The sequence below is a fragment of the Pseudonocardia halophobica genome, assembly GCF_050948485.1.
In the GTDB taxonomy this organism is placed as follows: domain Bacteria; phylum Actinomycetota; class Actinomycetes; order Mycobacteriales; family Pseudonocardiaceae; genus Pseudonocardia; species Pseudonocardia halophobica.
This window is the reverse complement of record NZ_CP192046.1, coordinates 5274593-5299072: the sequence shown is the minus strand read 5'-3', so window position 1 is coordinate 5299072 and position 24480 is coordinate 5274593. Positions and strand designations below refer to the sequence as shown.

Here is a 24480-nt window from a genome sequence, read left to right as displayed (position 1 = left end):
AAGGCCGCGAACGGCCCCCGACCTGCATCCGGGTCGGGGGCCGTGACGTCGGCGGGTCAGGCGCGGGAGGACTCGTAGTCCTTGATCGCCTTCTGCTGGGCCGCGGCGAGGCGGTCGGCGTTCTGGCCGAAGTCGATCGAGTGCTGGACCGCGCGCAGGCGCTGGGTGCGCTGGCCGCTGAAGTGCGGCATGACGTGGCGGGCGAACATCTCGTAGGACTTGCGCATCTTCTCCGGCTCGGCCGCCTCGAGGTGGCCGATGATGAAGGTGCCGACCCCGCCGGAGCGCTTGAGGATGTCCTCGATCCGGGCGATCGCCATGTCCGGGGTGCCGATGAGCATCGGGCCCGCGTTGAGCATCTCGACCATGTGGTCGTGGTCGCGGGGCTGCTCGGGGAACAGCGGCGTGGTGCGGCCCAGGCTCTCGATCACGTTCGGCAGGTTCCACCGCACGTCGGCGCGGGCCTGCTCCTCGGTCTCGGCGAGGTAGACGTGCTGCAGCACGCTCCAGCGGTCGCGACTGACCTCCTTGCCGTGCTCGGCGGCCGTCTCCTCCATGATCCGCCAGGTGTTCGCCAGCGCGTCCTCCCCGGGCACGCCGAACTGGAACAGGCCGAGGCCGTGTCGCCCGGCGAGCCGCGGGCCGGACGGCGAGATCATCGCCGCCACCCGGATCTCGATGTCGTCGCTGTAGGGCCGCAGCTGCAGCGCCGCGTCCTGCAGGGTGAACCAGTCGGTCGTGCGGGTCACCGGCTCGTCGTAGGCGAGCAGCGCCATGATCGCCTCGACGCCCTCCTCGCTCATCCGGCGCAGCTCCTGGGTGTCCAGGCCCATCATCGAGGCGTCCTGGGCGACCGAGCCGGTGCCCATGCCCCAGATGACCCGCCCGCGGGTGAGGTGGTCGAGCTGCAGCACCCGGTCCACCAGCATCAGCGGGTGGTGGTAGGGGATCGAGGTGACGCCCAGGCCGAGCCGGATGTGCTTGGTCCGCTCGGCGGCGGCCATGGCGAACAGCTCGGGGGAGGCGATGGACTCCCAGCCGGTGGAGTGGTGCTCGCCGCACCACGCCTCGTCGAAGCCCAACCTGTCGAGGTGCTCGACGAGCTGGAGGTCCTCCTCGAACTGGAGCGTCGGATTGTGGACGGGGTTGTGGTACGGGAAGATCTGGACGCCGAAGCGGAGTCTGCGCACGGTGTTCTCCTCGGAACGAGTGGTCAGCTGAAGCGGAAGCCCGCGTAGCCGCGGGCGGCGACGTCGTCGCAGATCTCGCGGAACCGGCCCACGCCGCCGGCGTAGGGCAGCAGCTGCCGGGGCTTGCCCGGGATGTTGGCGCCCGTGTACCAGGAGGCGTTGCGCGCCATCAGGGTCTGGTCCGCGATCTCGGCGCACTGCCGCGACCAGTCGTCCTCGCCCTCGCGGGTGGCCTCGACGGTCGTCGCGCCGCGCTCGCGGGCGTGCCGCAGGCAGTCGACGATCCACTCGACGTGCTGCTCGATGGAGGCGACGACGTTCCCGAGCACCGACGGGCTGCCCGGGCCGGTGACGGTGAACAGGTTCGGGAACCCGGCCACGGCCAGGCCGAGCATCGTGCGCGGTCCGTCCGCCCAGTGCGCGGCGACTGTGTCCCCGCCCCGGCCACGGACGTCGATGCGGGTCAGGGCGCCGGTGAGCGCGTCGAACCCGGTGGCGAACACCACGACGTCGAGCCCGATCTCCTCGGTGGTGGTGCGGATGCCGTTCTCGGTGAACTCGACCAGCGGGGTCTTCCGCAGGTCGACGAGCGTCACGTCGGACCGGTTGAACGTCGCGTAGTAGTCGGTGTCCACGCAGAGCCGCTTGGTGCCGATCGGGAACCCGGTGGGGCACAGGCTCTCCGCGGTCTCCGGGTCCGCCACGGTCTCGCGGATCTTGGACCTCACGAACTCGGCCGCGGTGGCGTTGGCCGCCTCGTCCGTGGCCAGGTCGGTGAAGGTGCGCAGGAAGGGCGGCCCGCCGCCGTAGGCCCAGCGCCACTCGAAGATCCGGGTGCGCTCGTCGGGGTCGACGGCGAGCGCGGAGCCCTCGGCGGGGATCTCCTTCATCCCCGCGCGGGAGGCCCGCATCTCGGCCCGGCGCTCGTCATAGCTCGCCTTCTCCCGAGCCACCTCGTCCGGCAGCACCGGGCGGTTGCGGGCGGGCACCGAGAAGTTGGCGGTGCGCTGCAGCACGTACAGGTGCTCGGTCTGCGGCGCCAGCTTCGGGACCAGCTGCACGCCGCTGGAACCGGTGCCGATCACCGCGACCCGCTTGCCGGAGAGGTCGACGCCCTCGTGCGGCCAGCGCGCGGTGTGCAGCCGGGTGCCGCGGAAGCGGTCGAGCCCGGGGAAGTCGAGGTCCTTGAGCGACGACAGCACGCCGGCCGCCATGATCACGTAGCGGGCCCGGACGGTCTCCGCGGTCGAGGTGCTCAGCGACCACGTCGCCGACGGCTCGTCGTAGACCGCGGAGGTGACCTCCGTGCCGAAGCGGATCAGCGGGCGCAGCGCGAAGCGGTCCGCGACGTGGTTCAGGTAGCGCAGGATCTCCGGCTGGGTGGCGTAGCGCTCGCTCCAGGTCCAGTCCTGCTGGAGGTCCTTGTCGAAGGAGTAGGAGTAGTCGAGGCTCTCGGTGTCGCAGCGGGCGCCGGGGTAGCGGTTCCAGAACCAGGTGCCGCCCACGTCGTGCCCGGTCTCGAAGCCGAGGACCGACATCCCCTCGCCGCGCAACGCGTGCAGGGCGTAGAGCCCGGCGAACCCGGCACCGACGACCACCGCGTCGTACTCGGGAGTGCTCAGGGGAGTGCTCACGACAGCCCCGGCACGAGGACGGGCTTGATCTCGGCCATGCCGCGCATCGCGTTCATCGCGGTGTCCAGCTCGTGCAGGCCGTACTCCCGGCCCAACATCAGGTCCCAGTCGAAGCGGTCGGAGAACCGCTCGAGGGTGTCCAGGGCGACGTGGTAGTCCCCGATGTCGCCGCTCATCGAGCCGCGGATGGTCAGGCCCTTGTGGACGATGCGCGCGGCGTCCACCGACTGGCGCTCACCGCCCAGGGTGCCCATCACGACGTAACGCCCGTTCGGGCCGGTCATGTCCACTCCTTCGGCGATCGCTCCGGGGGCGCCCGCCAGTTCGAAGGCGACGGAGGGTCCGCCGCCGGTCAGCTCGCGCACCGCCTCGACCCGCCCGGCGGCCTCCGGGAAGTCCTCGATGGACACGACGTCCGTGGCGCCCCAGTCCTTCGCCAGAACGAGCCGGTCCGCGGGGCCCCCCACGACCACGAGCTGTCGGGGCGAGCGCAGCGACAGCAGCGCCGTGGCGAACAGGCCCAGTGGACCCGCCCCCTGCACGACGACGCGGTCCTGCGGGGTGATCGAGCCCGCGACCGCGAGCGCGCGGACGACCGTGCGCAGCGCGCAGCTGCCCGCCGCGGCCCACGAGCTCTTCACCTTCTCGGGCACCACGAGCCGGCCCGCCCGCGGGATGACGTACCCGACCTCGGCGAACGTGCCGGTGAAGTGCGGGGGCTTGCTGCAGTCGTTCAGGTAGCCGATGTACCGGGCCGCGCACTGGGTGGGCTCGCGCTCCACGGTGCACTGGTAGCAGTGCCCGCAGGGCGTGTGGGCCCAGACGACCCGGTCGCCGACGCGGACGGGTCTGCCCAGGCTGTCCACCTCGGCGCCCGCGCCGACCGCGGTGACGGTGCCCGCCATCTCGTGTCCCAGGATCAGCGGCGGGGAGATCGGCAGCCGCCCGGCCATGTGGCCGAGCCAGACGTGCACGTCCGAGCCGCAGACCGTGGCGGCGTCGATGTCGACGACCAGCGCGCCCGGCTCGGGCTCGGGCCGCGGAAAGCTCTCCACGGTGAACGGTGCGCCGTACTCGCGGAGCACGGCGGCGCGTGCCTCTGTCCTCATGCTCATCCCATCACGAACGGGTCGCGGGTCTGCCCGGACAGCTCGACCCAGACCGACTTGACCTCGGTGACCTCGTGCAGCGCCTCGTCACCGTTCTCGCGGCCGAAACCGCTGGCCTTGGTGCCGCCGAAGGGCACGGCGGCGTCCTGCACGCGGTAGGCGTTGAGCCACAGGGTCCCGGCCCGCACCGCCCGTGCCATCCGCAGCCCGCGCTGCAGATCGCGGGTCCAGATGCCGCCCGCGAGCCCGTACTCGGTGTCGTTGGCCAGCCGGATCGCCTCCTCCTCGGTGTCGAAGGGGAACACCGCGGCGACCGGGCCGAAGACCTCCTCCCGAGACAGCCGCATCGCACTCGTCACCCCGGTGAAGACGGTCGGCTCCACGAAGAAGCCGTCGCCCTCCGGGGACCGGCCGCCGCAGACCAGCGCGGCGCCCTCCTCCCGGGCGGCGGCGATCATGTCCAGCACCCGGTCGCGCTGCTCGCGGGTGGCCAGCGGGCCCATCTCGCTCTCGGCGTCGAACGGGCTGCCCAGCTTGATCGTGCGGGCGCGCGCGGCGACCTTCTCCAACAGGGCGTCGTGCACCGAGCGCTCGACGACGACCCGGCCGCCGGCGATGCACATCTGGCCTGCCGCGGCGAAGACCCCGGCGATCACACCGTTGGCGGCGGCATCGAGGTCGGCGTCGGCGAAGACGATGTTGGCCGATTTGCCGCCCAGCTCCAGGGTGACCGGGGCGAGGTGGGTGGCGGCGTCCTGCATGACCTGGACGCCCGCCCGCGTCGAGCCGGTGAAGGAGACCTTGTCGACCCCCGGGTGCCGCACCAACGCCCGCCCGGTCGTCTGCCCCTCGCCGGTGATGATGTTGAGGACGCCGTCGGGGAGCCCGGCCTCCTTGGTGAGCTTGGCGAGCTCCAGCGCCGAGGCGGTGGTCTGCTCCGCGGTCTTCACGACGACCGTGCAGCCCGCGGCCAGCGCGGGCGCGATCTTCATGGTGAGCAGGATCAGCGGGGCGTTCCACGGCACGACGGCCGCGACCACCCCCACCGGCTCGCGCGTGGTGTAGACGAAGTAGTTCGGGTTGGCCGCGGGAGCGGTGGTCCCGGTCAGCCGGTCCGCGGCGCCGGCGAACCAGTGGAACCAGCGCGGCAGGTTTCCCACCACCCCCATCGTCTCGCGCAGCAGCTTGCCGTTGTCCCGGCTCTCCACGCGCGCGAGGTGCTCGCGGTCGCGTTCCACCAGGTCGGCGATGCGGCGCAGGATCTTCGCGCGCTCCGCGCCCGGCATCGCCCGCCACGGCCCCTCGAACGCCGCGCGCGCCGCGGCCACCGCCCGGTCGACGTCCGACTCCGTCGCGTTGGGCACGGTGGCCCACGCCCGCCCGGTGTAGGGGTCCACCGAGGGGATCCGCTCGGTCCCGTCGCTCTCCCGGATCGCACCGTCGATCCAGAGCCCCAGTGGCTCCAGCGCCGTCTCGGGCGCCGTCTGCTGCACCGTCACGCGGTACCTCCCGTTCGCACTCGACCTCTCGCCGACCACTGTCGAGCCGGAGGGGACGCGGCGGCACTGGCAGGAGTGCCAGTCGGTCGGCGGACCCCGGCCCGGCTAGCCTCGACGGCGAGGAGGAACCCGCCATGAGGCTGTGCATCGTCGACGACCACGAGGTCGTCCGAGAGGGTCTGCGGACCGCGCTCGGCAAGGACCCGTCGATCGACGTGGTGGCCGAGGCTGGCTCGGCCGAGCAGGCATTGGGCGAGGTCCGGCGCTACAGGCCGGACATCGTGCTCACCGACTTCCGGTTGCCGGACATGCCCGGCGACGAGCTGTGCCGTCGCATCCGCGCTGCGCACGCGGCCACCGCCGTCGTCGTGCTCACGACGTACCTGTCCGAGGAGGTCGTGCGGGCCGCGATCGACGCCGGGGCCGCGGCGTTCGTGACGAAGGGTGCCGGGCTGCAGGAGCTGCGGGCCGCACTGGCCGATGTCGCGGCTGGCGGGACCTCGCTGCGAGGGGGGAGCGGCGCGCTCGTGGAGCGGCTGCACCGGCAGGCCCGGGCCCAAGCGCCGGAGTCGCGCAGCCTCACCCCGCGGCAGGAGAGGGTGTTGGAGCTGGCCGCCGAGGGCCTGACGTACCGGGAGATCGCCACGCAGCTGTCCATCTCCACGTCCACGGTGCGCTTCCACATCCAGGGCCTGAAGGACCGCCTCGGTGCCCGGACGATGTCCGAGCTGGTGGCGATCGCCATCCGGTCCGCGCTGATCACGCCCGCGCCCGAGTTCCCGGGCTGACCCGTGTCCCCCGACGCAGCCTGGTTCGCCACCCGGACGCGCGAGCTGTTCGGAGCCCGCGAGGTGGCCCTGACCGGACCGGACGAGCACCGGGAGGGCTGGGTCGCCGAGCCCGTCCGGGACCGGGCCGGGGAGGTCCTCGGCCTGCTGCAGCTGCGGCCAGGGCCTCGATGGAACAGTGAGGAGTCCGCCGCCGCACTGCGGATCACGGCAGCCTCGGCGGTGTCCGTGCTCGCGGGCAGCCCGGAGGACGGGGATTCCGCGCTCGGCGCGGCCCTCGCCATGACCGAGGTTGCGCTCACCTCCCGGGACTACGCGACCATGGTCAACGGGATCGGCGCGGCGATAGCCCCGGTCACCGACACCGCACGGCTCGGCGTGGCCCTGTGGAACTCTGCGCGCGGGTATCTCCAGTCGCTGCCCCGCTCGTTCGGCGCAGACGACGCGATGGCCGCCTCGTCGCAGGTCGACCCGCAGGACTCGCGCAGCGGCGCCGCTCGGGTGTGGCGCACCGGACGCACGGTCTGGTCGAACGACCCCGCGCAGACCCTGCCCGCCCAACGGGACTGGATCCGGGCCTTCGGGATCCGCCAGCTGCTCAGCACTCCGCTGGTGGTGGGTGGCCAGGCATTCGGTGTGCTGCACCTGGCCAACCACCGCGAGCAACTCGACGAGCACGTCGCGCGGGCTGCGGAGTCGGTCGCGCCCTTCGTCGCGGGCTGCGTCTCCATCGTCCGCCAGCGCACGGAGCTGCACCGCAACGAGGCGATCAGCGACGCAGTGGCCGCCGCGACCACGGCGATCGCGATGGGCCGACCACTGGAGCGGGTGGCCGACGAGACGTTCCTCGAGTTCTGTCGCACCGCCGAGGTCCGACGGCTCGCCGTGACCTTCGCCGGCGAGCGGGCCCCACGGATCCTGGTGTCCCAGGACGAGTCCGGGCCGGCCGTCGCGGCCTGGTTGGAGCGGAGCTTCCGGGACGATGCCCGCCGCCACGCTCCGGAGCGCGAGAGCAGGCTCCACCGACCAGAGGCCGCGGGTGACGCCGGCTGGTCGGCGGTCCACCACCCGGTGCTCGCCGCCGGCACCGCGGTGGCCACCCTCTCCGTCCTCCGTGTGCCCGGCACACCGTTCTCCGCGGAGGAGGAGGCGGCCTTGGGACGGCTGGCGAACGTGGTGTCGCTGGCGGTACTCACCGAGCGCTATGAGCAGGAGCGAGCCGACCGCGAGCGCATCCAGGAGCGCCAGCGCATCGCCGACGACCTGCACGACCGCGTGGCGCAGGCGATGTTCGCAGGCGAGGTGGTTCTGCAGTCGGCACTCGAGGACCTGGAGCCGGAGAGCGCCGTGCACGCCGCCGTGGCCCACGCCCGCTCGCTGCTGGTCCGCAGCGAGACCTCGCTCCGCGACGCGATCCATCAGCTCTCCGCGCCCGAGAGCCGCGTGGACCTGGCCACACGGCTGCGTGGCACCGTCCTCGACGTCGGCCACGAGTTCGGCATCCCCATCGACCTGACGGTCGGCCGGTCTGCCGAGGAGCGTGCCCGCGACCTTGCCGCCGACACCGCGGAGACGGTGTTGCGGGCCGCGCGGGAGATCATGGTCAACGCCGCCAAACACGGCGGACCGGACCGGATCGATGTCGCACTGCGAGTGCAGGGCGACCGGCTGCTCGTCGCGGTGGACGACGACGGCGTCGGGTTTTCGGACGGCGGCCACGAGGGCTACGGGCTGCGGTCCGCACGGCGCTCCCTCCACGAGGTGCGCGGACTGTTGCGGATCGCCCGCAGGCGACCGGCACGGGTGCTGATCAGCGTTCCCCTGCCCACCACTGGCTCGGCCTGACGGAACCGCCAGTCCTCGCCCGATCCACTCCCTCCGCCCGGTACGGCTCCCTAGGGTCCGATACGCCGGGGCGGCACGGGGCCGCCCGACGTCGAGGAGGACGGATGAGCGAGGACGCGGCCAAGGTCGTCGAGCAGTACGTCGACGCGTACAACGCCCAGGACTTCGAGGGCATGGAGGCGGTCCTGTCTCCCGAGCTCGACTTCCAGCACTACAATCGGGGCTTCTCCTTCTCCAGCGCCGCGGAGCTCGTCGCGACCCTGCGGGCGTTCGCGTCGGACTACCTGCCCGACCGGAAGCTGGGCCCTTCGCTGCGGACCAACGTCATCGGCGACACGGTCTACCGGGAGCAGCGGTGGGGCGGCACCCTCGCCGTCGACCTGCCGGGGTTCGGGAACAAGGGAGACGTGCTCGACGACCGGCTGCTCACCGTGTACACGGTGCGGGACGGGAAGATCACCGAGTACTACGACTACGGCTGAACCCCGGCCGACGCTGACGCATCAGTCAGTGTGCACGGCGGGCCGTGCCGGTTAGCGTCCGGACCGGTCAGAGGTCGCCCGGTGGAGGGGCGACCGCCGCGCCGGCCGGTCCCCGGCCGGCCTGCCGTGACGGTCGAAGGAGTCCCCCATGCGCTTCGGCGTGCAGATCTTCCCATATCACAAGCCGTGGATCGATCCGAGCGTCCAGTTCGAGGACGATCTGCGGTTGATCGAGCACCTGGACCGCCTGGGCTACGACGAGGTGTGGGTCGGCGAGCACCACTCCACGGGCTGGCAGAACGTCGCCGCCCCCGAGCTGTTCCTGGCCGCCGCCGCGCAGCGGACGCAGACGATCAAGCTGGGTACGGGGGTGAGCTCGCTGCCCTACCATCACCCGTTCATGCTTGTCGACAGGATCGTGCAGCTGAGCCACATGCTCAAGGGCCGGCTGCTGTGGGGCATCGGGGCGGGTTCGCTCGCCCAGGACGCGCAGACGATCGGCGTCGAGCCGCTCGAGCAGCGGCGGATGACCGAGGAGGCCCTGGAGGCGATCCTTGCGCTGCTGCGCTTCGACGGGCCGGTCACACGCAAGACGGATTGGTTCGAGATCAACGACGGGCAGCTGCATCTGCGCCCGTACGCCGGCGAGTTGGACATCCGGGTGGCGTCGCAGCTGTCGCCCTCGGGCCCGCGGTTGGCGGGCAAGTTCGGCACGGGGCTGTTCCAGTTCGGCGTGCTGGGGACCACCGAGGACAACCCGATCGCCCAGACCTGGGGGATCGCGGAGGAGTCCGCGCAGGCGCACGGCCAGACGGTGAGCCGCGACCGGTGGAGCGCGCTGCACATGATGCACATCGCCGAGACCGAGGAGGAGGCCCGCGCCCAGGCGCGCTGGGGCCTGCAGGACTGGGTGCGCTACATGGTCAGCATCCTGCCGCTGGTCAAGAGCGACCCCGAGGACTTCGACGCCGTGGTGGAGGAGCTCAACGACTCCATCTTCGTCATCGGCACGCCGGAGATGGCCCGGGAGCGCATCGCGACGATCGTCGAGAAGTCCGGTGGGCTCGGCTCCATTGTGATCGGCAACTGCGAGATTGCGTCGCCCAAGCACCAGTTCGACTCCTTCGAGCTGCTGGCGCGCGAGGTGTTCCCGCACTTCACCGGCCAGATCGCGCCGCGGCTGGAGGGGGTGGAGTCGATGGCCAGGTTCGGAGCGACGGGCGAGAAGCTCGCCGCCGCACAGGAGAAGGCCCGCCGCGAGTACGCGGCGGAGAAGGAGGCCCGGTCGGCATGAGCAGCACGGAGATCACCCGGCCCGGTCGGGTCGAGGGCAAGGTGGCGTTCATCAGCGGTGCGGGCCGCGGGCAAGGCCGCAGCCACGCGCTGCGGCTGGCGCAGGAGGGCGCCGACATCATCGCCTTCGACATCTGTGCCCCGGTGGACTCGGTGTCCTACGCGATGTCGTCGAAGGCGGACCTTGAGGAGACCGCGCGGCTGGTCGAGCAGCTCGACCGCCGGGTGGTCACCGCCCAGGCGGACGTGCGCAACGCCGCCGAGGTCGAGGCCGCGCTGCGCCAGGGCGTCGACGAGCTGGGACACGTGGACATCGTCGTGGCCAACGCGGGCATCGCGAGTTACGCGCCGGTCGACGAGATCTCCGAGGCGGCGTGGAAGGAGATGCTGGACATCAACCTCACCGGTGTCTGGCAGACCGTCAAGGCCGCCATCCCGTACTTCAAGGCGCAGGGCTCCGGGTCCATCGTGATCATCAGCTCCGGCGCGGGGCTGATCGCGCCGCAGAACCTGGCGCACTACGTCTCGGCCAAGCACGGCACCGTCGGCCTGATGCGTGCCCTGTCGAACGAGCTCGCCCCGCTGGGTATCCGCGCCAACAGCATCCATCCCACCCAGGTGGACACCCCGATGATCATGCATGACGAGATCTACAAGATGTTCCGGCCGGACCTGGAGCACCCGACGAAGGAGGACATCGTCGAGGTCTCCACCGCGATGAACTCCCTCCCGGTGCCGTGGGTGGAGCCGGTGGACGTGTCCAACGCGGTGCTGTTCCTCGCCTCGGACGAGGCGCGCTACGTCACCGGCGCCACGCTCCCGGTCGACGCCGGGATCTGCATCAAGGTCTGAGGGGCTGCCATGACCAGGACTCTGGAGGGCCGCGTCGCGATCGTCACCGGCGCCGGCTCCTTCCACGGGGACGAGGAGCTGCCGAAGCCGGGCCAGGGCAGCGCGGTCGCCGTGAAGCTGGCGTCGCTGGGCGCCTCGGTCGTGCTGGCGGACCGGCACGGCGACGCCGCGGAGCGCCGCGCGAAGGCGATCCGCGAGGACGGCGGAAAGGCACTCGCCGTCCAGGTCGACGTCGGCGACGAGGACGACGTCCGACGAATGGTGGCGACCGCGGTCGGCGAGTTCGGCAGGCTGGACGTCCTGCACAACAACGCCGCCGACCTCGAAGCGCTGTTCGACCCCGGGGACCCCGAGATCACCCGGATGGAGACCGGGACCTGGCACCTGGTCTTTCGGACGCTCGTGCTCGGGACCATGCTCGGCTGCAAGCATGCGATCCCGGCCATGATCGAGACCGGAGGGGGCAGCATCATCTGCACCTCGTCGACGTCGGGTGAGATGGGCGAGCTGAACCTGACCGTCTACGGCGCGGCCAAGGCGGCGGTCAACCAGGTCGTCCGGTCCGTGTCGACGCAGTACGGCAAGCAGGGCATCCGCGCGAACGCGATCGCGCCGGGGCTCATCCTCAGCCCGCCGAGCCTCGCGATCGGTGAGGAGCTCATCACCGAGTACGCCCGGCACTGCGACACCCCGTACGTCGGGGAGCCGTCGGACATCGCCGAGGTCGTCGCCTTCCTGGCGTCCGACGCCGCGCGCTTCATCAGCGGGCAGGTCATCCGGGTCGACGGCGGCTTCGCCCAGCAGTCGCCCCTGGCCGCGGACTCTCGCCTGTCCGGGCACGTCGCCGGCTCCAACTGAAGAGACGACGAGGGGTTGGGTCCCCGCGGACCCGGCCCCTCGTCGGCACGTCTACTTCATCTTGATGCCGAGACCCTCCTCGGCGGTGGCGAGGTCGAGGTACTCCCGCCACTGGTCGATCTTGCCGTCCTTCATCTCCATCACCCCTGCGACGGGCAGCGCCACCTCGGGCTTGCCCTCGGCGCCGAGATAGTCGATGCGCTCGGTGAAGACCAGGTCCCCCGCGGACGCGATCTTCAGCGTCTCGATGCGAACGGAGAAGCCGCCGAACACGGCCTCGATGTAGGCCTTGATCTCGTCGATCCCGTGCCGCGGGGGTAGCGGGGTGTCGATGTAGGAGCCGGTCGGGGTGAAGAAGGGGAGCAGCAGGGACACGTCCCGCTTCTCCCAGAGCCCGAGGAACTCCAGGACGATCCGCTCGTTCTCGGTGCTGGGCGTGGCTGCCACTGTGGACACTCCTTCGTCGTCGAGGGGGGTCCGACGGTCCCGGCCGTGCAGCGGCGCGTCAACGTCCTGCGGCCGGAACGGACGGAAGTGTCAGGGTCGAACCGGTCGGGCCGGCATAAGGTCGGTGCGAGGAGGTGCTCGGATGCGCGTGGGGATCGTCGACGACCACGAGGTCGTGCGGGAGGGCCTTCGACTGGCGCTCACCGGCACCCCGGAGCTCGCAGTCGAGGTCGTCGCCGAGGCGGGCTCGGGTCAGGAGGCGCGGGACCTGGTCCGCCGGCACGGGATGGACGTGCTGCTGCTGGACTACCGCCTGCCGGACGCCACCGGAGATGCACTCTGCGCGGATCTCCTCGGTCTCCGGCCCTCGCTCCGGATCGTCATGCTCACCAGCTACCTGAGTGAGGACGTCGTGCAGCGGTGCCGCAGCGCCGGGGCCGCGGGGTTCGTCACGAAGGCCGCCGGCCTGGACGAGCTGCGCAGCGTCCTGGGCCGGATCGCGGCCGGTGAGGACGGCGGTGTCGTGCGCAGCACGTCCGCCACCGTGCAGCGGCTCTACGCCGCGGCCAAGCCGGGCGACGCGGGGGCGGACGCCCGACGGGTGCTGACCCCGCAGCAGGAACGGGTGCTGGAGCTCGCAGCGGAGGGGTACACGTACGCGGAGATCGGGGCCCGGCTGCATCTGTCCGTGTCGACCGTTCGGTTCCACATCCGCGGGGTGAAGGAGCGGCTCGGGGTGAGGACCCGGTCCCAGCTCATCGCGACGGCGATCCGCGAGGCACTCATCGCGCCCGGGTCCGATGCGACCGGACGGTGAGCCCGCCCCGGCGGCGTTCGCCCGCCGCGCGGGCCAGGTGCTGGGAGCAGACTCGGTGGTCCTGCGGACCGAGGACCTCTCGGCGGTGGTGGCGCAGTGGGGCAGGACCTCGGAGGGCGCCGTCCCGGAGCTGATCCTCGCCGAGGAACAGGCGGGTCCGTTGTGTGCGGAGCTGCCCCACGTGCGGGACGCGCAGGGACGCGCACGGTCGGTCGTCGCTGCGGTCGGGGACGGGGCGGTACGCGCCTGGATGGACGTTGCCTGGCCCGCCGAGGTGGTCCCGGACCCGCGCCGAGGAGTGATGACCAGGGTCCTCGCCCGGTTCGCGGGCGCGGTGGTGTCCGGTCGACCCGAGGCCCTGCTGGTCGGCGCCGAGACGCTGACCGAGCTCGCGCTCACCGCAGAAACCTTCGACCAGCTGCTCGGCGGCGTGGCCGCGGTCGTCGCGCCGTCGGTGGACGCCGCCCTCGTCGGGATCGCCGTGATGAACGACCGCGGGTACCTGCAGGCGCTGCCGGGGTCCTTCGGCGCCGCCCCGGATCTCGTCGCCTCCTCTCAGGTCAGCCACACGGAGGTGACCACCGCCGCCGCCGCCGTGTTCCGCAGTGGGCGGCCGATGCTCGCCAACGACCCGCGGACGGACATCCCTCGGTTCTTCGACTGGGTCGAGGGCTTCGGGATCCGCAGGCTGATGACTCTGCCGATCGTCGTCGGGGAGACGCCCCTCGGGGTGCTGCACGTCGCGAACAAGGCCGTGCCGTTCACCGAGGAGGACGCCGCCACCGTGGGCCGACTGACCTCCTTCGTCGCAGGCGCCGTCGGGCAGGTCCACCAACGGATCGAGATGCGCCATCGCGAGGGAGTCTCGGCGGTCGTGGGGCGGGCCGCGACCGCGATGGCGTCGGGAGTGCGGCTGAGCGGGTTCGGCCCGTTCCTGGCGGAGCTGCGCGAGGTCCTGGGCTGTCGGACCGTAGTGCTGCGGGTGCCCGGGACCGAACCCCTGGTGGCCACCGCCGACGAGTCCGTCGTCGGCCGGGACGTCGAGTTCCTGGTCCGCTCGGACGACGGGGCGGCGAGCGTGCGATCGGCGATGTCGCGGCCGCTCGTCGTCGGTGAGCCGGGCTGGGTCACCCTGCACGTCCCGGTGCTGGTCGACGGGCGCCCCCGCGCGAGCCTGGGCCTGCTCCGGATCCCGGGGGAGCCGTTCCGCGAACCGGAGCAGGCAGCCGTGCGGCGCATGGCGGGGATCGTCGCGCTCGGCTGGACCACCGACCGCTTCCTCGCCGAGCAGGCGGAGACGGCGCGGGTGCGCGAGCGGGAGCGCATCGCGGACGGCATCCACGACCGGGCGGTGCAGCTGTTGTTCAGCGGGAAGCTGACCCTGCAGCGGCTACTCGAGCAGCTCGACGGCTCGGAGCGGGACACCGCGGCCCGGGCGTTGTCCCTGCTGGTCCGCAGCGAGGACGCCATCCGTGAGGTGATCCACCACCTCGCCCCTTTCACGGGCGCGGCGGAGCCACTCGGCAGGCGGCTCGTCGGGGTCGCCGACGAGGTGCACCGCGAGTTCGGGGTGGACGTCGAGGTCACACAGGCGGCCGCGGCGTGCGCCGTCGACCCCGGTGCGCAGGCGGGGACGGCGCTGCTGGCCGCCGCCCGCGAGGCCATGGTCAACGCCGCCAAACACGCCGGCCCGTGCCACGTGCGCGTCGACCTGGGGACGGAAGCCCCCGACGCGCTCGAGCTGGCTGTGCGAGACGACGGGACAGGGCTCGCGCCGGGTGCGAGGCCCGGCTACGGCACCGAGGCCGTTCGGCGACGGCTGGCCGAGCACGGCGGGGAGCTGCTCCTCCGCTCGGACCCGGGCTCGGGCACCGAGGTCCTCGTTCGAGTCCGTGTGACCTGAGTACTGACGCTACCGACAGTGGGAGCGGCAGTGCCGGGTTGCGCACGATGGAGCCCACGCGGGCCGGGGTCCGGTTCGCGCGAGGTGAGGGGAGCGCGACTGATGGTCGCTGACTGCGTGCCCGCGGACCCGCCGGACCGCCAGCTGCGGGCGCTGCTCGCAGCGATGCGGGAACGGTCGGCGGTGCCGATGCGCGAGGCCGGCGCGACCGCCGCCCGCGCCCGGGCCGCGGCGCTGCGGGCCGGAGCACCCGCCGGTCCGCGGATGGAGCGGATCGAGCAGGTCGAGATCCCGGTGCGCAACGGCGTGGTGCCCGCGCGCCGGTACCTCGCGCGGGCGGGACGTCCCGCGGGTGTCGTCGTCTACCTTCACGGTGGCGGCTGGGTCCTCGGCGGGCTGGAGGAGTCCGACCTGTTCTGCCGCACCCTCGCGGTGCACACCGGGTGTGAGATCGTCAGCGTCGGGTACCGGCTGGCGCCGGAGCACCGGTTCCCCGCGGCGGTGAACGACGCGGACGACGTCGTGTCCTGGATCGCGGCGGGCCTGCCCGCGGATACCCGCCTGGTGGTGATGGGTGACAGCGCCGGGGGCAATCTCGCCGCCGTCGTCGCGCGTCGGGCCCGGGACCGCGGGGCGCCGCGAATCGACCAGCAGGTCCTGGTGTATCCGGTGACCGACCACCGGATGTCCACGCCGTCCTACGCCGAGCACGGCCACCAGATGTTGATCAGTGCGGACGACATGGACTGGTTCTGGGCGCAGTACGTTCCCGCGGAGGCGGACCGGGCCTCCGCCGACGCGTCGCCGGGGCTGGTCGAGGACCTGTCCGGGCTGCCGCCCGCGGTCGTCGTCGTGGCCGAGTACGACCCGCTGCGAGACGAGGCCCTCGCCTATGCCCGGCGGCTGGCCGACGCCGGCGTCGAAACCACTCTCTACCGCTACGACTCGATGGCCCACGGCTTCTTCGCCCTGGTGGGCGCGCTGGACACCGCAGTCGACGCGGTGCGCTCGGTCAGCGCCGCGATCGTCGAGGCGTGCGGGCGTCGCGAGGCTCCCGCCCTGCCGGACTGACGCTTGCGGCAGGTCCGGAGGGCACGGCGGTCGACCTACGGTGGAGGGCATGGTGCCGGTTCTCGACGTCCCCGGGCGGATGTACGTCGGCGGGGATTGGGTCGACGCGCTCGACGGCGGACGGCTCGGCTCGGTGGACCCGTATCGCGCCGAGGAATGGATCGAGGTGCCCGCGGCGGGGCCCGCGGACGTCGACCGGGCCGTGAATGCGGCCACCGCGGCGCTCGCGGGGGAATGGGGCACCTTGTCCGGTACCGCGCGCGGGCGGCTGCTGTACCGGCTGGCCGACCTGGTCGAGCGCGACGCCGATCGGCTCGCCGCGGTCGAGACGCGCGACAACGGCAAGCTGATCCGGGAGACCGCCGTAGTGATGCGGCAGGTCCCGGTCTGGCTTCGCTACTACGCGGGCGCCGCGGACAAGCTCGCGGGAGAGACCCTTCCGGTCGACGACCCGAACCTCCTCGTCTACACCCTGCGCGAGCCGGTGGGCGTGGTCGGCGCGATCGTGCCCTTCAACAACCCGGTCATGATCATGGTCATGAAGGTGGCGCCCGCGCTGGCGGCCGGTTGCCCGGTCGTCGTGAAGGCCGCGGACCAGACGCCCGCCTCGAGCCTGCTGTTCGCCTCGCTCGTCGAGGAGGCGGGTTTCCCGCCGGGCGCGTTCAACGTGCTGACCGGCAGCGGCGCGAGCGCGGGGGCCGCGCTGGCCCGCCACCCCGGCGTCGCGCGGGTGACCTTCACCGGTTCCACGGCGGTCGGGACCGCGGTGATGCAGGCCGCGGCCGAACACGTCGCGCCGGTGACCCTGGAGCTCGGCGGCAAGTCGCCGAACATCGTGTTCGCCGACGCCGACCTCGAGGCCGCGGTCAACGGGATCGTCGGCGGCATCTTCGCCTCCAGCGGGCAGATGTGCATCGCGGGCGGGCGGCTGCTCGTCGAGGAGGCCGCGCACGACGAGCTCGTCGAGCGGCTCAGGGAGCGCACCGAGCGCATCGTGCTCGGGGACCCGTCCGATCCGGCGACCGAGATGGGCCCGCTGGTCAGCGACGTACAGCTCGGGCGGGTGCTGGACCTGGTGTACTCCGCGAAGGCGGAGGGGGCCCGACTCGTCACCGGCGGGCACCGGCTCGACCAGCGCGGTTACTTCGTGGCGCCAGCGGTGTTCGCCGGGGTCACGCCGCAGATGCGGCTGGCGCGCGAGGAGGTCTTCGGCCCGGTGCTGGCTGTGCTGCCCTTCCAGGACGAGGCGCACGCCCTGGAGCTGGCCAACGACACGCCGTTCGGGCTGGCATCGGGCGTGTGGACTCGGGACGTGCAGCGGGCGCACCGGATGGCCCGATCGATCCGCAGTGGTGTGGTGTGGGTGAACTGCTACCGCAACACCTCGCCGCACGTGCCGTTCGGGGGCGTCAAGCAGAGCGGCTTCGGCCGCGAGAACGGCCACGCGGCCGTGCTGGAGTACACCCAGACCAAGTCGGTCTGGCTGGAGCTGTCCGGGAGCACGCGGGACCCGTTCACGGTCCCCGGCGCCGCGACAAGGAAGGGGTAGACGTGGCGGACGTGGATCTGGCCGTGGTCGGCGCGGGGTTCTCGGGGCTCTACCTGGCGCACCGGGCCACGCAGGCCGGGCTATCGGTTCGGGTCCTCGAGGCGGGCTCGGGCGTCGGCGGCACCTGGTTCTGGAACCGCTACCCCGGTGCGCGTTGCGACGTGGAGAGCATCGACTATTCCTATTCCTTCTCCGAGGAACTCCAGCAGGAGTGGCAGTGGTCGGAGCGCTACGCCTCCCAGCCGGAGATCCTGCGCTACCTCGAGCACGTCGCCGACCGCTTCGACCTTCGCAGGCACATCTCGCTGGACACCCGGGTGACTGCGGCCCGGTTCGACGAGTCCGCCGACACGTGGACGGTGACGACGGAGCGGGGCGAGGAGATCACGGCCTCGTTCGTCGTGATGGCCACCGGCGGTCTGTCCGCGCCGAAGCGGCCGGACTTCCCCGGCCTGGAGGACTTCCGCGGGGACTGGTACCACACGGCGCGGTGGCCGGACGGCGGTGTGGACTTCACCGGCAAGCGGGTCGCCGTCGTCGGGACGGGGTCGACGGGCATCCAGGCCATTCCGCAGATCGCCGCCCAGGCCGAGCATCTCGTCGTTCTGCAGCGCACCCCGAACTTCAGTGTGCCCGCCCGGAACCGCCCGCTCGAGGCGGAGGAGATCGCCGCGGTCAAGGCGGACTACGCCGGTCGGCGGGCCCGCGGACGGGTCGCGCCGTCCGGGGTCCCGAGCGACACCCAGCCCCAGCCCGGGGCCGGGACGAGCCTCGAGGAGCGGAGCGCGCACTACGAGGCCGGCTGGGCCAAGGGCGGCGCACCGGGGCTGCTGCGCTCCTACTCGGACCTGCTGCTCGACGAGGAGGTCAACGCCTCCCTCCAAGACTTCGTCCGGGAGAAGATCACCGAGATCGTTGACGATCCGCAGACTGCGGCCACCCTGTCGCCCTACGGGTACCCGATCGGTGCGAAGCGGCTCTGTGTGGACACCGACTACTACGCAACCTACAACCGGCCCAACGTTGAGCTCGTGGACGTGCGCAAGACGCCCATCACCGGGATCACCGAGGCGGGCATCCGCACCGGCGACACGGTGCACGAGGTGGACGTCCTCGTGTTCGCCATCGGCTTCGACGCCATCTCCGGTGCGGTCCGCGAGATCGACGTCCGCGGGCGGGGCGGCCGGTCGCTGAGCGATGCGTGGTCGGACGGCGCCGAGGCGACTCTTGGGCTAACCGTCGGGGGGTTCCCGAACCTGTTCCTGGTCAACGGGCCGGGCAGTCCCGCGGTGCTCGGCAACGTCGTTGCCTTCCTGGAACACCACGTCGAGTGGATCACCGATTGCGTGGAGTATCTGCGCCGCAACGGAATCTGCACGATCGAGTCCACCCCCGAGTCCGACGCGGCGTGGGCCCGTCGGGTAGACGAGGTCGCGGCCACCACCCTGTACCCGAAGGCGGACTCGTGGTTCGTCGGGGCCAACATTCCCGGCAAGCCGCGGCGCTTCCTTCCTTACGCGGGCGGCCTGCACACCTATCGCGAGCGCTGCGCCCGGGCCGCGGAGAAGGGCTACGCGGAGGACTTCGTGCTCGACGCGGGACGGGACGGCTCGTCGGCCTGACAGTCCTGCAGCGCGTAAATTCACCGGCGCGCATGACGGTCGGCGACCCGGCGTTCGACCGCGTCCCGATGCTGGCCAAGGTCCGGGACATCCTCGCCTTGTTCACCCCGAGGAACCTCGGCTCGACCTGCGCGCCATCCGGACGCGCAGTGGGATGCAGGTGGGCACCTGCCGGCGGCTGCTGCAGAACGTGGAGTGGACGAACCTTCTGGACCAGCGCGCCAGCGTCTACCGGATCGGTCTGGCGACGGTGCGCTGGGCAGCGCTGACCTCGACAGGGCCTCGGCCTGGTCAAGGTGGCCGGCCCGGAGCTGCGCCGCATCCGGGATGCCGTCGGCGAGACCACCGGGTTGTTGTGCGCACCGGGCGGCTACGGGTCTGTGTGGCACCGCCGAGGGCTCCGAGGTCGTCGGCTGCAGGCTCGCGTCGGACACGTCGCGCCGCTGCACGCCGACGCGCGGGCGAGGCCATCCTCGCCCATGACCCCGACGCCATGCTCACCCTGCAGGGGAGCCGGTCGAGCGGTTCACGGCCCGCACCCGCACGCTCGGGACCTACCCGCCGAACCCTGCGAGATCCGGGTCCGCGGCTGCGCGGTGAGCCTCGGGGAGTGGAGCGAGCAGGTCGGCGGGGTCGCGGCCGTGGCGCGAGACGGTGAGGGCACCGTCGCCGCTAGGTGTGTCCTTCCCGATCGCGCGGGCCACCCCGGACGGTGTCCCGGCCTCGGTTGGACGCTGGCCTCCGCCGTGGCTCGTCTCACGGTCGCGCTGGGGGGCGGACCCACCCTGTCGGTTCCGTCAGTTATGGCCGGTTGACCGCATTTCCTACGGTCACTTCACCCGGTGGTGCGATGCCGCGCCGGGACGATCCGCTGCCGGCTCGGCCGGACGGCGCCGGCCTCCTGGAGACCGCAGTGACACGACGTTGTGCCCTGTTCGCCACGCTCGCCGCCGCGGCGATGCTGGTCCTCGCCGCCTGTGGCGGCTCCGCCGGATCCGGCGGGGGTAACTCGGACCCGATCAAGGTCGGTGCCTGGATCCCGCTCAGCGGCGCCATCGCCGCGACCGGCGAGCCGGTCCGCACCGGCACCGACGTCTTCTTCAAGCAGCTCGCCGCGAACGGCGGGATCGACGGGCGCACGGTCGAGTGGATCGCCCAGGACAACGCCTACGACCCGCAGCAGACGGTCCGAGTGGCCCGCGAGCTGGTCGGTCGGGACGGGGTCGTCGCGATCCTCGGCTCGCTCGGCACCGCCCAGACCGAGGCGGCCTTCCCCTACGTCCTCGAGCAGCAGAAGGTCCCCGTCGTCGGGAACTACGGCGGCACGGCGGCCTGGTACGACCCGCCGCGGCCGGGCCTGTTCGGTTTCCAGACCCCTTACGAGGAGCAGGCCGCCGTCCTCGGCCGCTGGGCCGCGGAGGACGGCGCGGGCTCGGTCCTCGTGGTTCACAGTGACCCCGCGGCGTACGCCAACGTCGCGAACTCGGTCGCGAAGGGGGCGCCGACCGGGACGACCGTGGACACCCTGCCGGTCCGGATCGGGACCACCGACTACGCCCCGGTGCTCGCGGAGGTGAAGAAGCGCGCGCCCGCTGCCGTCGTGCTGATCATGCCGGTCGACGAGGCCTCCGCGTACCTCAAGGAGCGGGCGCTGCAGAACGTCATTGCGCCCACCTACGGCTACTCGGTGCACGCCGCGAACGCCCTGCTCGACCTCGCGGGTCCCGCCGCCGAGGGCTACCACACGCTGTCCTGGGTCCGGCCGCCGACCTCGGACGACCCGGCCGTCGTCGAGTACCGCACGGCGCTGGAGACCTACGCCCCCGGGCAGAAGCCGGACTTCCCGTCGCTGCTGATGTACGGCGCGGCCAAGGCGTTCGGCCAGATCGTCGGCACCATCGACGGGCCGGTGACCGCCGAGTCCGTCACCGCCGCCTACGAGCGGGCGTCCGCGGTCGAGACCGGGATCCTGCCCCCACTGACCTTCGGCCCGCAGCAGCACCTCGGCACCCACGAGGTCCTGCGTCTCATCGTGCGGGGTGGGGAGTTCGCCACCCAGGGCGACTTCGTCTCGGCGCAGGGCTGACGCGTGGGAGACCTGGTGGTCGTCGTCCTAAGCGGGATCGCAAGCGGCGCCGTGTACGGCCTGGTCGGGCTCGGCATCGTGATCGTGTACCGCGCGACGGGCGTCGTGAACTTCGCCTCGGCGGCGCTGGCCGCCATGGGCATGTACGTGGTGGTGAGCGTCGCGGGCGCGATCGGGGTCTGGGCCGCGCTCGCGGTCGGCGTCGCTGCGGCCGTGCTCGTCGGGCTCGTGGTGCGCGAGGGCGTGATCCGCCCGCTGGGGCCGGGGCGGCCCTTCCCGGCGCTGGTGGTCGCCATCGGGGTCTCCCTCGTGGTGGAGGACGTCGTCGGACGGGTGTGGGGCTTCCAGCCCCGGCCCTTCCCGGAGCTGGTCGGCGGGTCCCTCCCCGTCGGGTCCGGGTTCCTGCGGACGCAGGACCTGCTGACCATCGCGGTGGCGGCGGTCGCGATGGCCGTCGTCGCCTGGGTCGTGCAGCGCACGACGCTCGGTGCCGCCATGCGCGCGGTCGCCGAATCGCCGCGCACCGCGACGATGCTGGGCGTCGACCCCCAGCGCATCGCGCGGCTGGCCTGGGCGATCGGCGTGGGCCTCGCCGCGGTCGGCGGGGCGCTCGCCGTCACAGCCACCGGGCTGACCCCGACGATCCTCACCGCGGTGCTGTTCCGCGCGGTGGCCGGGATCTTCCTCGGCGGGCTGACCAGCATGGTCGGCGCGGTCGTCGGTGGCCTCGCCATCGGCGTGCTGGACAACCTGGCCGCCACCTACGTCGCCGCGGGATGGCGGGACACCGTGGTGTTCGGGGTCGCCGTGCTGGTGCTGCTCATCCGTCCCGAGGGCCTGTTCGGCAAGAGGAGCCTGCAGCGTGTCTGACACGATCGGGCCGCTCGTCCGCGCCTCCCGACGGCCGGGTCCCCGGCTCGTCCTCTGCCTCGCGACGACGGCGGTCGGCGCCCTCGTCGCGCTCCTGATCACCGAGTACTCCGCCTTCGCCCTCGGGCTCGCGGCCGTCTACGGCATGCTCGTACTGGCGGTGTCGCTGCTCGCGGGTTGGGCCGGGGTGTGGTCGTTCGGGCACCCGGCTCTGCTCGCGGTCGGCGCCTACGCCGCGGCGTTCGGCAGCACCCACGGCTGGCCGCTCGAGCTCACCCTGCTCGCCGCCGTCGGCCTCGCGGCCGGGGCCGGTGCGCTGCTGGGGTTCGTCGGCGCGCGGTTCTCCCACCTGTACGTCGCGCTGCTGACGTTGGCTTTCGGGCTGGTGGTGGTGGAGGTCGTCAACCGCTGGACCTCGGTGACCGGCGGCGACGAGGGCGCCCTGGTCGGCGACCTCGTCAGCGTGACGGGACTCGAGCTCCCGGCGGCCGGGCGGGGCGCGGTGGTCGGTGCGGTGATCGCGTTCGGGGTGTGTCTCGCGCTCGCCGTCGCGGCCCGGTCAAGCGCCCTGCGCACCCGCATGGTGGCGGCGAAGTCCCATCCGGTCGTCGCGCGGACCGTCGGGATCGCGCCCGAGGCGCAGAGCGCGCTGGCGTTCGCGGCGAGCGGGGCGGTCACCGGCCTGGCCGGCGTGTTCTTCGCGCTGCTCAGCGGGTTCGTGGGGGCGGAGAGCTTTGGCCTGCACCTGTCCGTGTTGCTGCTGGCGGCGACCGTGCTCGGCGGGGTGGGGAGCATCGCGGGCTGCGTGGTGGGGGCGGCGTTCATCGCGGTGCTGCCGAGCGTCGCCGCCGGGGTGTCGGTCAGCCAGCCGATCCTGCAGGGCGCGGTGCTCGTGGTCATGCTGATCTTCCTGCCCGCCGGTGTGGTGCCCGCTCTCGGCTGGCTCCTGGCCCGGCGGGTCCCACGGGGGCCAATGGCCCCCGTAGCGGACGAGGCGGTCACCCCGGCCACCGAGCCGGCGCGACAGCCCGGGGAGACGCTGCTCGAGGTGTCCGGCCTCGGTGTCCGCTTCGGGGGGCTGACGGCGGTCCGCAACGTGGAGCTGCGGGTGGCGGCGGGGGAGGTGCTGGGCATCGTCGGCCCCAACGGCGCCGGCAAGACGACCCTGCTCAACGCACTGTCCGGGGTGGTCGGCATGGGCAGGCTCACCGGGTCGGCGCAACTCGCGGGCCACTCCCTGCTCCGGGTTCGGGCGACGCGCAGGCGCGTGCTGGGCCTCGGGCGGACCTTCCAGCACGCGGAAACCTTCGACGAGCTGACGGTGCGCGAGAACCTGCTGTGCACCGACCGGACCGCGCGGGCCCACGCCCGTGCCGAGGCCGACCGGGCGCTGGTCGCCGTCGGGCTGGTGGGCCGTGGCGAGGACGCGCCCGCGGAGCTGAGCTTCGGCGAACGCAAGCGGCTCGACCTCGCCCGGGCGTTGACCGAGCACCCGCGGGTCCTGCTCCTCGACGAGCCCTTCGGTGGGCTCGACGTCGAGGAGCGGGCGGTGATGGCGGCGCAGATCCGCAGGCTGGCCGCGGCGGGGACCGCCGTCGTGGTGATCGACCACGTGCTCGACGAGCTGTTCGGCGTGGCCGACCGGCTCGCGGCGTTCGACTTCGGCGTCCCGCTGGCCTCGGGACCCGCCGAGGAGGTGATGGCGGACGAGCGGGTCCGCGCCGCGTACCTCGGGACCGCGGCCGAGGCCGTCGACCGGCGGCCCCCGGTCGGCACCGAGCCGGCCCTGGAGCTGCGCGGGATCTCCCACCGCTACGAGGGTGTCTCGGCACTGCGGGACGTGGGCCTGACCCTCGCGCGCGGGGAGATCGTCGCCGTCGCCGGGGCGAACGGTGCCGGGAAGAGCACGCTCGCGCGGATCGTGCACGGCGACCTGGTGCCCGGGTCGGGTGTCCGGAAGGCGCACTCCGGGACTGTGCGGTCCGCGCTCGTGCCCGAGGGGCGCGGGCTGTTCGGCACGCTCTCGCTGCGCGAGAACCTCGAGGTGGCGGGCTACGGCGCCGGTGTGACCGGCGCAGCGTTGCGGCGGCGGAGCGCGGAGGTCGTCGCGCGGTTGCCCGAGCGCCTGCGGACCCGGCTGGACGCGTCCGCCGCGGCGTTGAGCGGCGGCGAGCAGCAGATGCTGGCGATCGGACGCGCGCTCATGGCGGACCCCGGGCTCCTGGTCGTGGACGAGCCCGCGCTCGGTCTCGCGCCGCGGCTCGTCGACGAGGTGTACGCGTGGATTCGGGAGCTCGCCGACACCGGGGTGGCCGTCCTGGTGCTGGAGCAGTCGCTACACCGGGCGATGCAGGTCGCGGACCGGGTGGTGGTCCTGCGGGACGGACGGGTGCGGGCCGAGGGCTCGCCTGCCGATCCGGGGTTCGCGGCCACGGCCGAGCCCGCCTACTTCGGTACTGGAGGAACAGCACAGCAGATGGGCGAAGAAATGGGTCGGTCGACCATCCCCGAGGTCGGTCGTCGTTCCTAGGCTCGGTCCGACCCCGGGACATCGCCGTTCCCGGG

At 72.6% G+C, this 24480-nt stretch carries 19 protein-coding genes; 14 read left to right on the top strand and 5 right to left on the bottom strand.

Going from position 1 to position 24480, the window contains the following annotated elements; all coding sequences use genetic code 11:
* Positions 1 to 56: 56 nt before the first annotated feature.
* The 4 genes from ACQP04_RS25135 to ACQP04_RS25120 are packed head-to-tail and all read right to left on the bottom strand — an operon-like array spanning position 57 to position 5432.
* Positions 57 to 1190 carry an LLM class flavin-dependent oxidoreductase gene (locus ACQP04_RS25135; RefSeq protein ID WP_433503020.1) on the bottom strand — a complete coding sequence of 378 codons (1134 nt, stop codon included), beginning with the start codon at positions 1188 to 1190 and terminating at the stop codon, positions 57 to 59.
* A gap of 23 nt (positions 1191 to 1213) precedes the next feature.
* Positions 1214 to 2824, bottom strand: a complete 1611-nt coding sequence (locus tag ACQP04_RS25130) for a flavin-containing monooxygenase (protein WP_433503019.1) — start codon at positions 2822 to 2824, stop codon at positions 1214 to 1216.
* Positions 2821 to 3933, bottom strand: a complete 1113-nt coding sequence (locus tag ACQP04_RS25125; RefSeq protein ID WP_433503018.1) for a zinc-binding dehydrogenase — start codon at positions 3931 to 3933, stop codon at positions 2821 to 2823. The genes ACQP04_RS25130 and ACQP04_RS25125 overlap by 4 nt, the downstream gene beginning before the upstream one ends.
* Before the next feature lie 2 nt (positions 3934 to 3935).
* A complete protein-coding gene (locus tag ACQP04_RS25120; RefSeq protein ID WP_433503017.1) occupies positions 3936 to 5432 on the bottom strand; it encodes an aldehyde dehydrogenase in 1497 nt (498 codons plus the stop codon).
* Positions 5433 to 5566: 134 nt separating this feature from the next.
* Here ACQP04_RS25120 and ACQP04_RS25115 point away from each other — a divergent pair, with 134 nt between their 5' ends.
* From ACQP04_RS25115 to ACQP04_RS25090, 6 genes are all read left to right on the top strand, one after another.
* On the top strand, positions 5567 to 6220 hold the full coding sequence (locus tag ACQP04_RS25115) for a response regulator transcription factor (protein ID WP_433503016.1): 654 nt from the start codon (positions 5567 to 5569) through the stop codon (positions 6218 to 6220).
* Between the two features lie 3 nt (positions 6221 to 6223).
* A complete protein-coding gene (locus tag ACQP04_RS25110; protein WP_433503015.1) occupies positions 6224 to 8065 on the top strand; it encodes a GAF domain-containing sensor histidine kinase in 1842 nt (613 codons plus the stop codon).
* A 104-nt stretch (positions 8066 to 8169) separates the two neighbouring features.
* Complete coding sequence (locus tag ACQP04_RS25105; RefSeq protein ID WP_433503014.1) at positions 8170 to 8547, top strand: nuclear transport factor 2 family protein; 378 nt, start codon at positions 8170 to 8172, stop codon at positions 8545 to 8547.
* A 148-nt stretch (positions 8548 to 8695) separates the two neighbouring features.
* Complete coding sequence (locus ACQP04_RS25100) at positions 8696 to 9841, top strand: LLM class flavin-dependent oxidoreductase (RefSeq protein ID WP_433503013.1); 1146 nt, start codon at positions 8696 to 8698, stop codon at positions 9839 to 9841.
* Positions 9838 to 10692 carry a mycofactocin-coupled SDR family oxidoreductase gene (locus tag ACQP04_RS25095; RefSeq protein ID WP_433503012.1) on the top strand — a complete coding sequence of 285 codons (855 nt, stop codon included), beginning with the start codon at positions 9838 to 9840 and terminating at the stop codon, positions 10690 to 10692. The genes ACQP04_RS25100 and ACQP04_RS25095 overlap by 4 nt, the downstream gene beginning before the upstream one ends.
* A gap of 9 nt (positions 10693 to 10701) precedes the next feature.
* The gene (locus ACQP04_RS25090) at positions 10702 to 11550 is read left to right on the top strand and encodes an SDR family NAD(P)-dependent oxidoreductase (RefSeq protein WP_433503011.1); all 849 of its coding nucleotides are present in this window, start codon (positions 10702 to 10704) and stop codon (positions 11548 to 11550) included.
* 51 nt (positions 11551 to 11601) lie between these two features.
* On the opposite strand, the gene ACQP04_RS25085 is transcribed toward ACQP04_RS25090, so the two are convergent.
* Complete coding sequence (locus ACQP04_RS25085; RefSeq protein ID WP_433503010.1) at positions 11602 to 11997, bottom strand: nuclear transport factor 2 family protein; 396 nt, start codon at positions 11995 to 11997, stop codon at positions 11602 to 11604.
* A 142-nt stretch (positions 11998 to 12139) separates the two neighbouring features.
* On the opposite strand from ACQP04_RS25085, the gene ACQP04_RS25080 reads away from it, so the two are divergent.
* The 8 genes from ACQP04_RS25080 to ACQP04_RS25045 all read left to right on the top strand — a co-directional run bounded on the left by ACQP04_RS25080 (position 12140) and on the right by ACQP04_RS25045 (position 24445).
* A complete protein-coding gene (locus ACQP04_RS25080) occupies positions 12140 to 12814 on the top strand; it encodes a response regulator transcription factor (RefSeq protein WP_433503009.1) in 675 nt (224 codons plus the stop codon).
* 55 nt (positions 12815 to 12869) lie between these two features.
* The gene (locus ACQP04_RS25075; RefSeq protein ID WP_433503008.1) at positions 12870 to 14717 is read left to right on the top strand and encodes a GAF domain-containing sensor histidine kinase; all 1848 of its coding nucleotides are present in this window, start codon (positions 12870 to 12872) and stop codon (positions 14715 to 14717) included.
* A 102-nt stretch (positions 14718 to 14819) separates the two neighbouring features.
* Complete coding sequence (locus ACQP04_RS25070) at positions 14820 to 15788, top strand: alpha/beta hydrolase (protein ID WP_433503007.1); 969 nt, start codon at positions 14820 to 14822, stop codon at positions 15786 to 15788.
* A gap of 49 nt (positions 15789 to 15837) precedes the next feature.
* Positions 15838 to 17337, top strand: coding sequence for an aldehyde dehydrogenase (locus tag ACQP04_RS25065; RefSeq protein WP_433503006.1), 1500 nt, complete (start codon positions 15838 to 15840; stop codon positions 17335 to 17337).
* Positions 17338 to 17339: 2 nt separating this feature from the next.
* The gene (locus ACQP04_RS25060) at positions 17340 to 18959 is read left to right on the top strand and encodes a flavin-containing monooxygenase (RefSeq protein ID WP_433503005.1); all 1620 of its coding nucleotides are present in this window, start codon (positions 17340 to 17342) and stop codon (positions 18957 to 18959) included.
* 913 nt (positions 18960 to 19872) lie between these two features.
* Entirely contained in the window at positions 19873 to 21045 is a 1173-nt protein-coding gene (locus tag ACQP04_RS25055) for an ABC transporter substrate-binding protein (RefSeq protein ID WP_433503004.1), read from the top strand.
* A gap of 15 nt (positions 21046 to 21060) precedes the next feature.
* Positions 21061 to 21915 (top strand): branched-chain amino acid ABC transporter permease, encoded by an 855-nt coding sequence (locus ACQP04_RS25050; RefSeq protein WP_433503003.1) that lies wholly within the window; start codon positions 21061 to 21063, stop codon positions 21913 to 21915.
* A complete protein-coding gene (locus tag ACQP04_RS25045) occupies positions 21908 to 24445 on the top strand; it encodes a branched-chain amino acid ABC transporter ATP-binding protein/permease (protein ID WP_433503002.1) in 2538 nt (845 codons plus the stop codon). Before ACQP04_RS25050 ends, ACQP04_RS25045 begins: the two co-directional genes overlap by 8 nt.
* Positions 24446 to 24480: the final 35 nt, after the last annotated feature.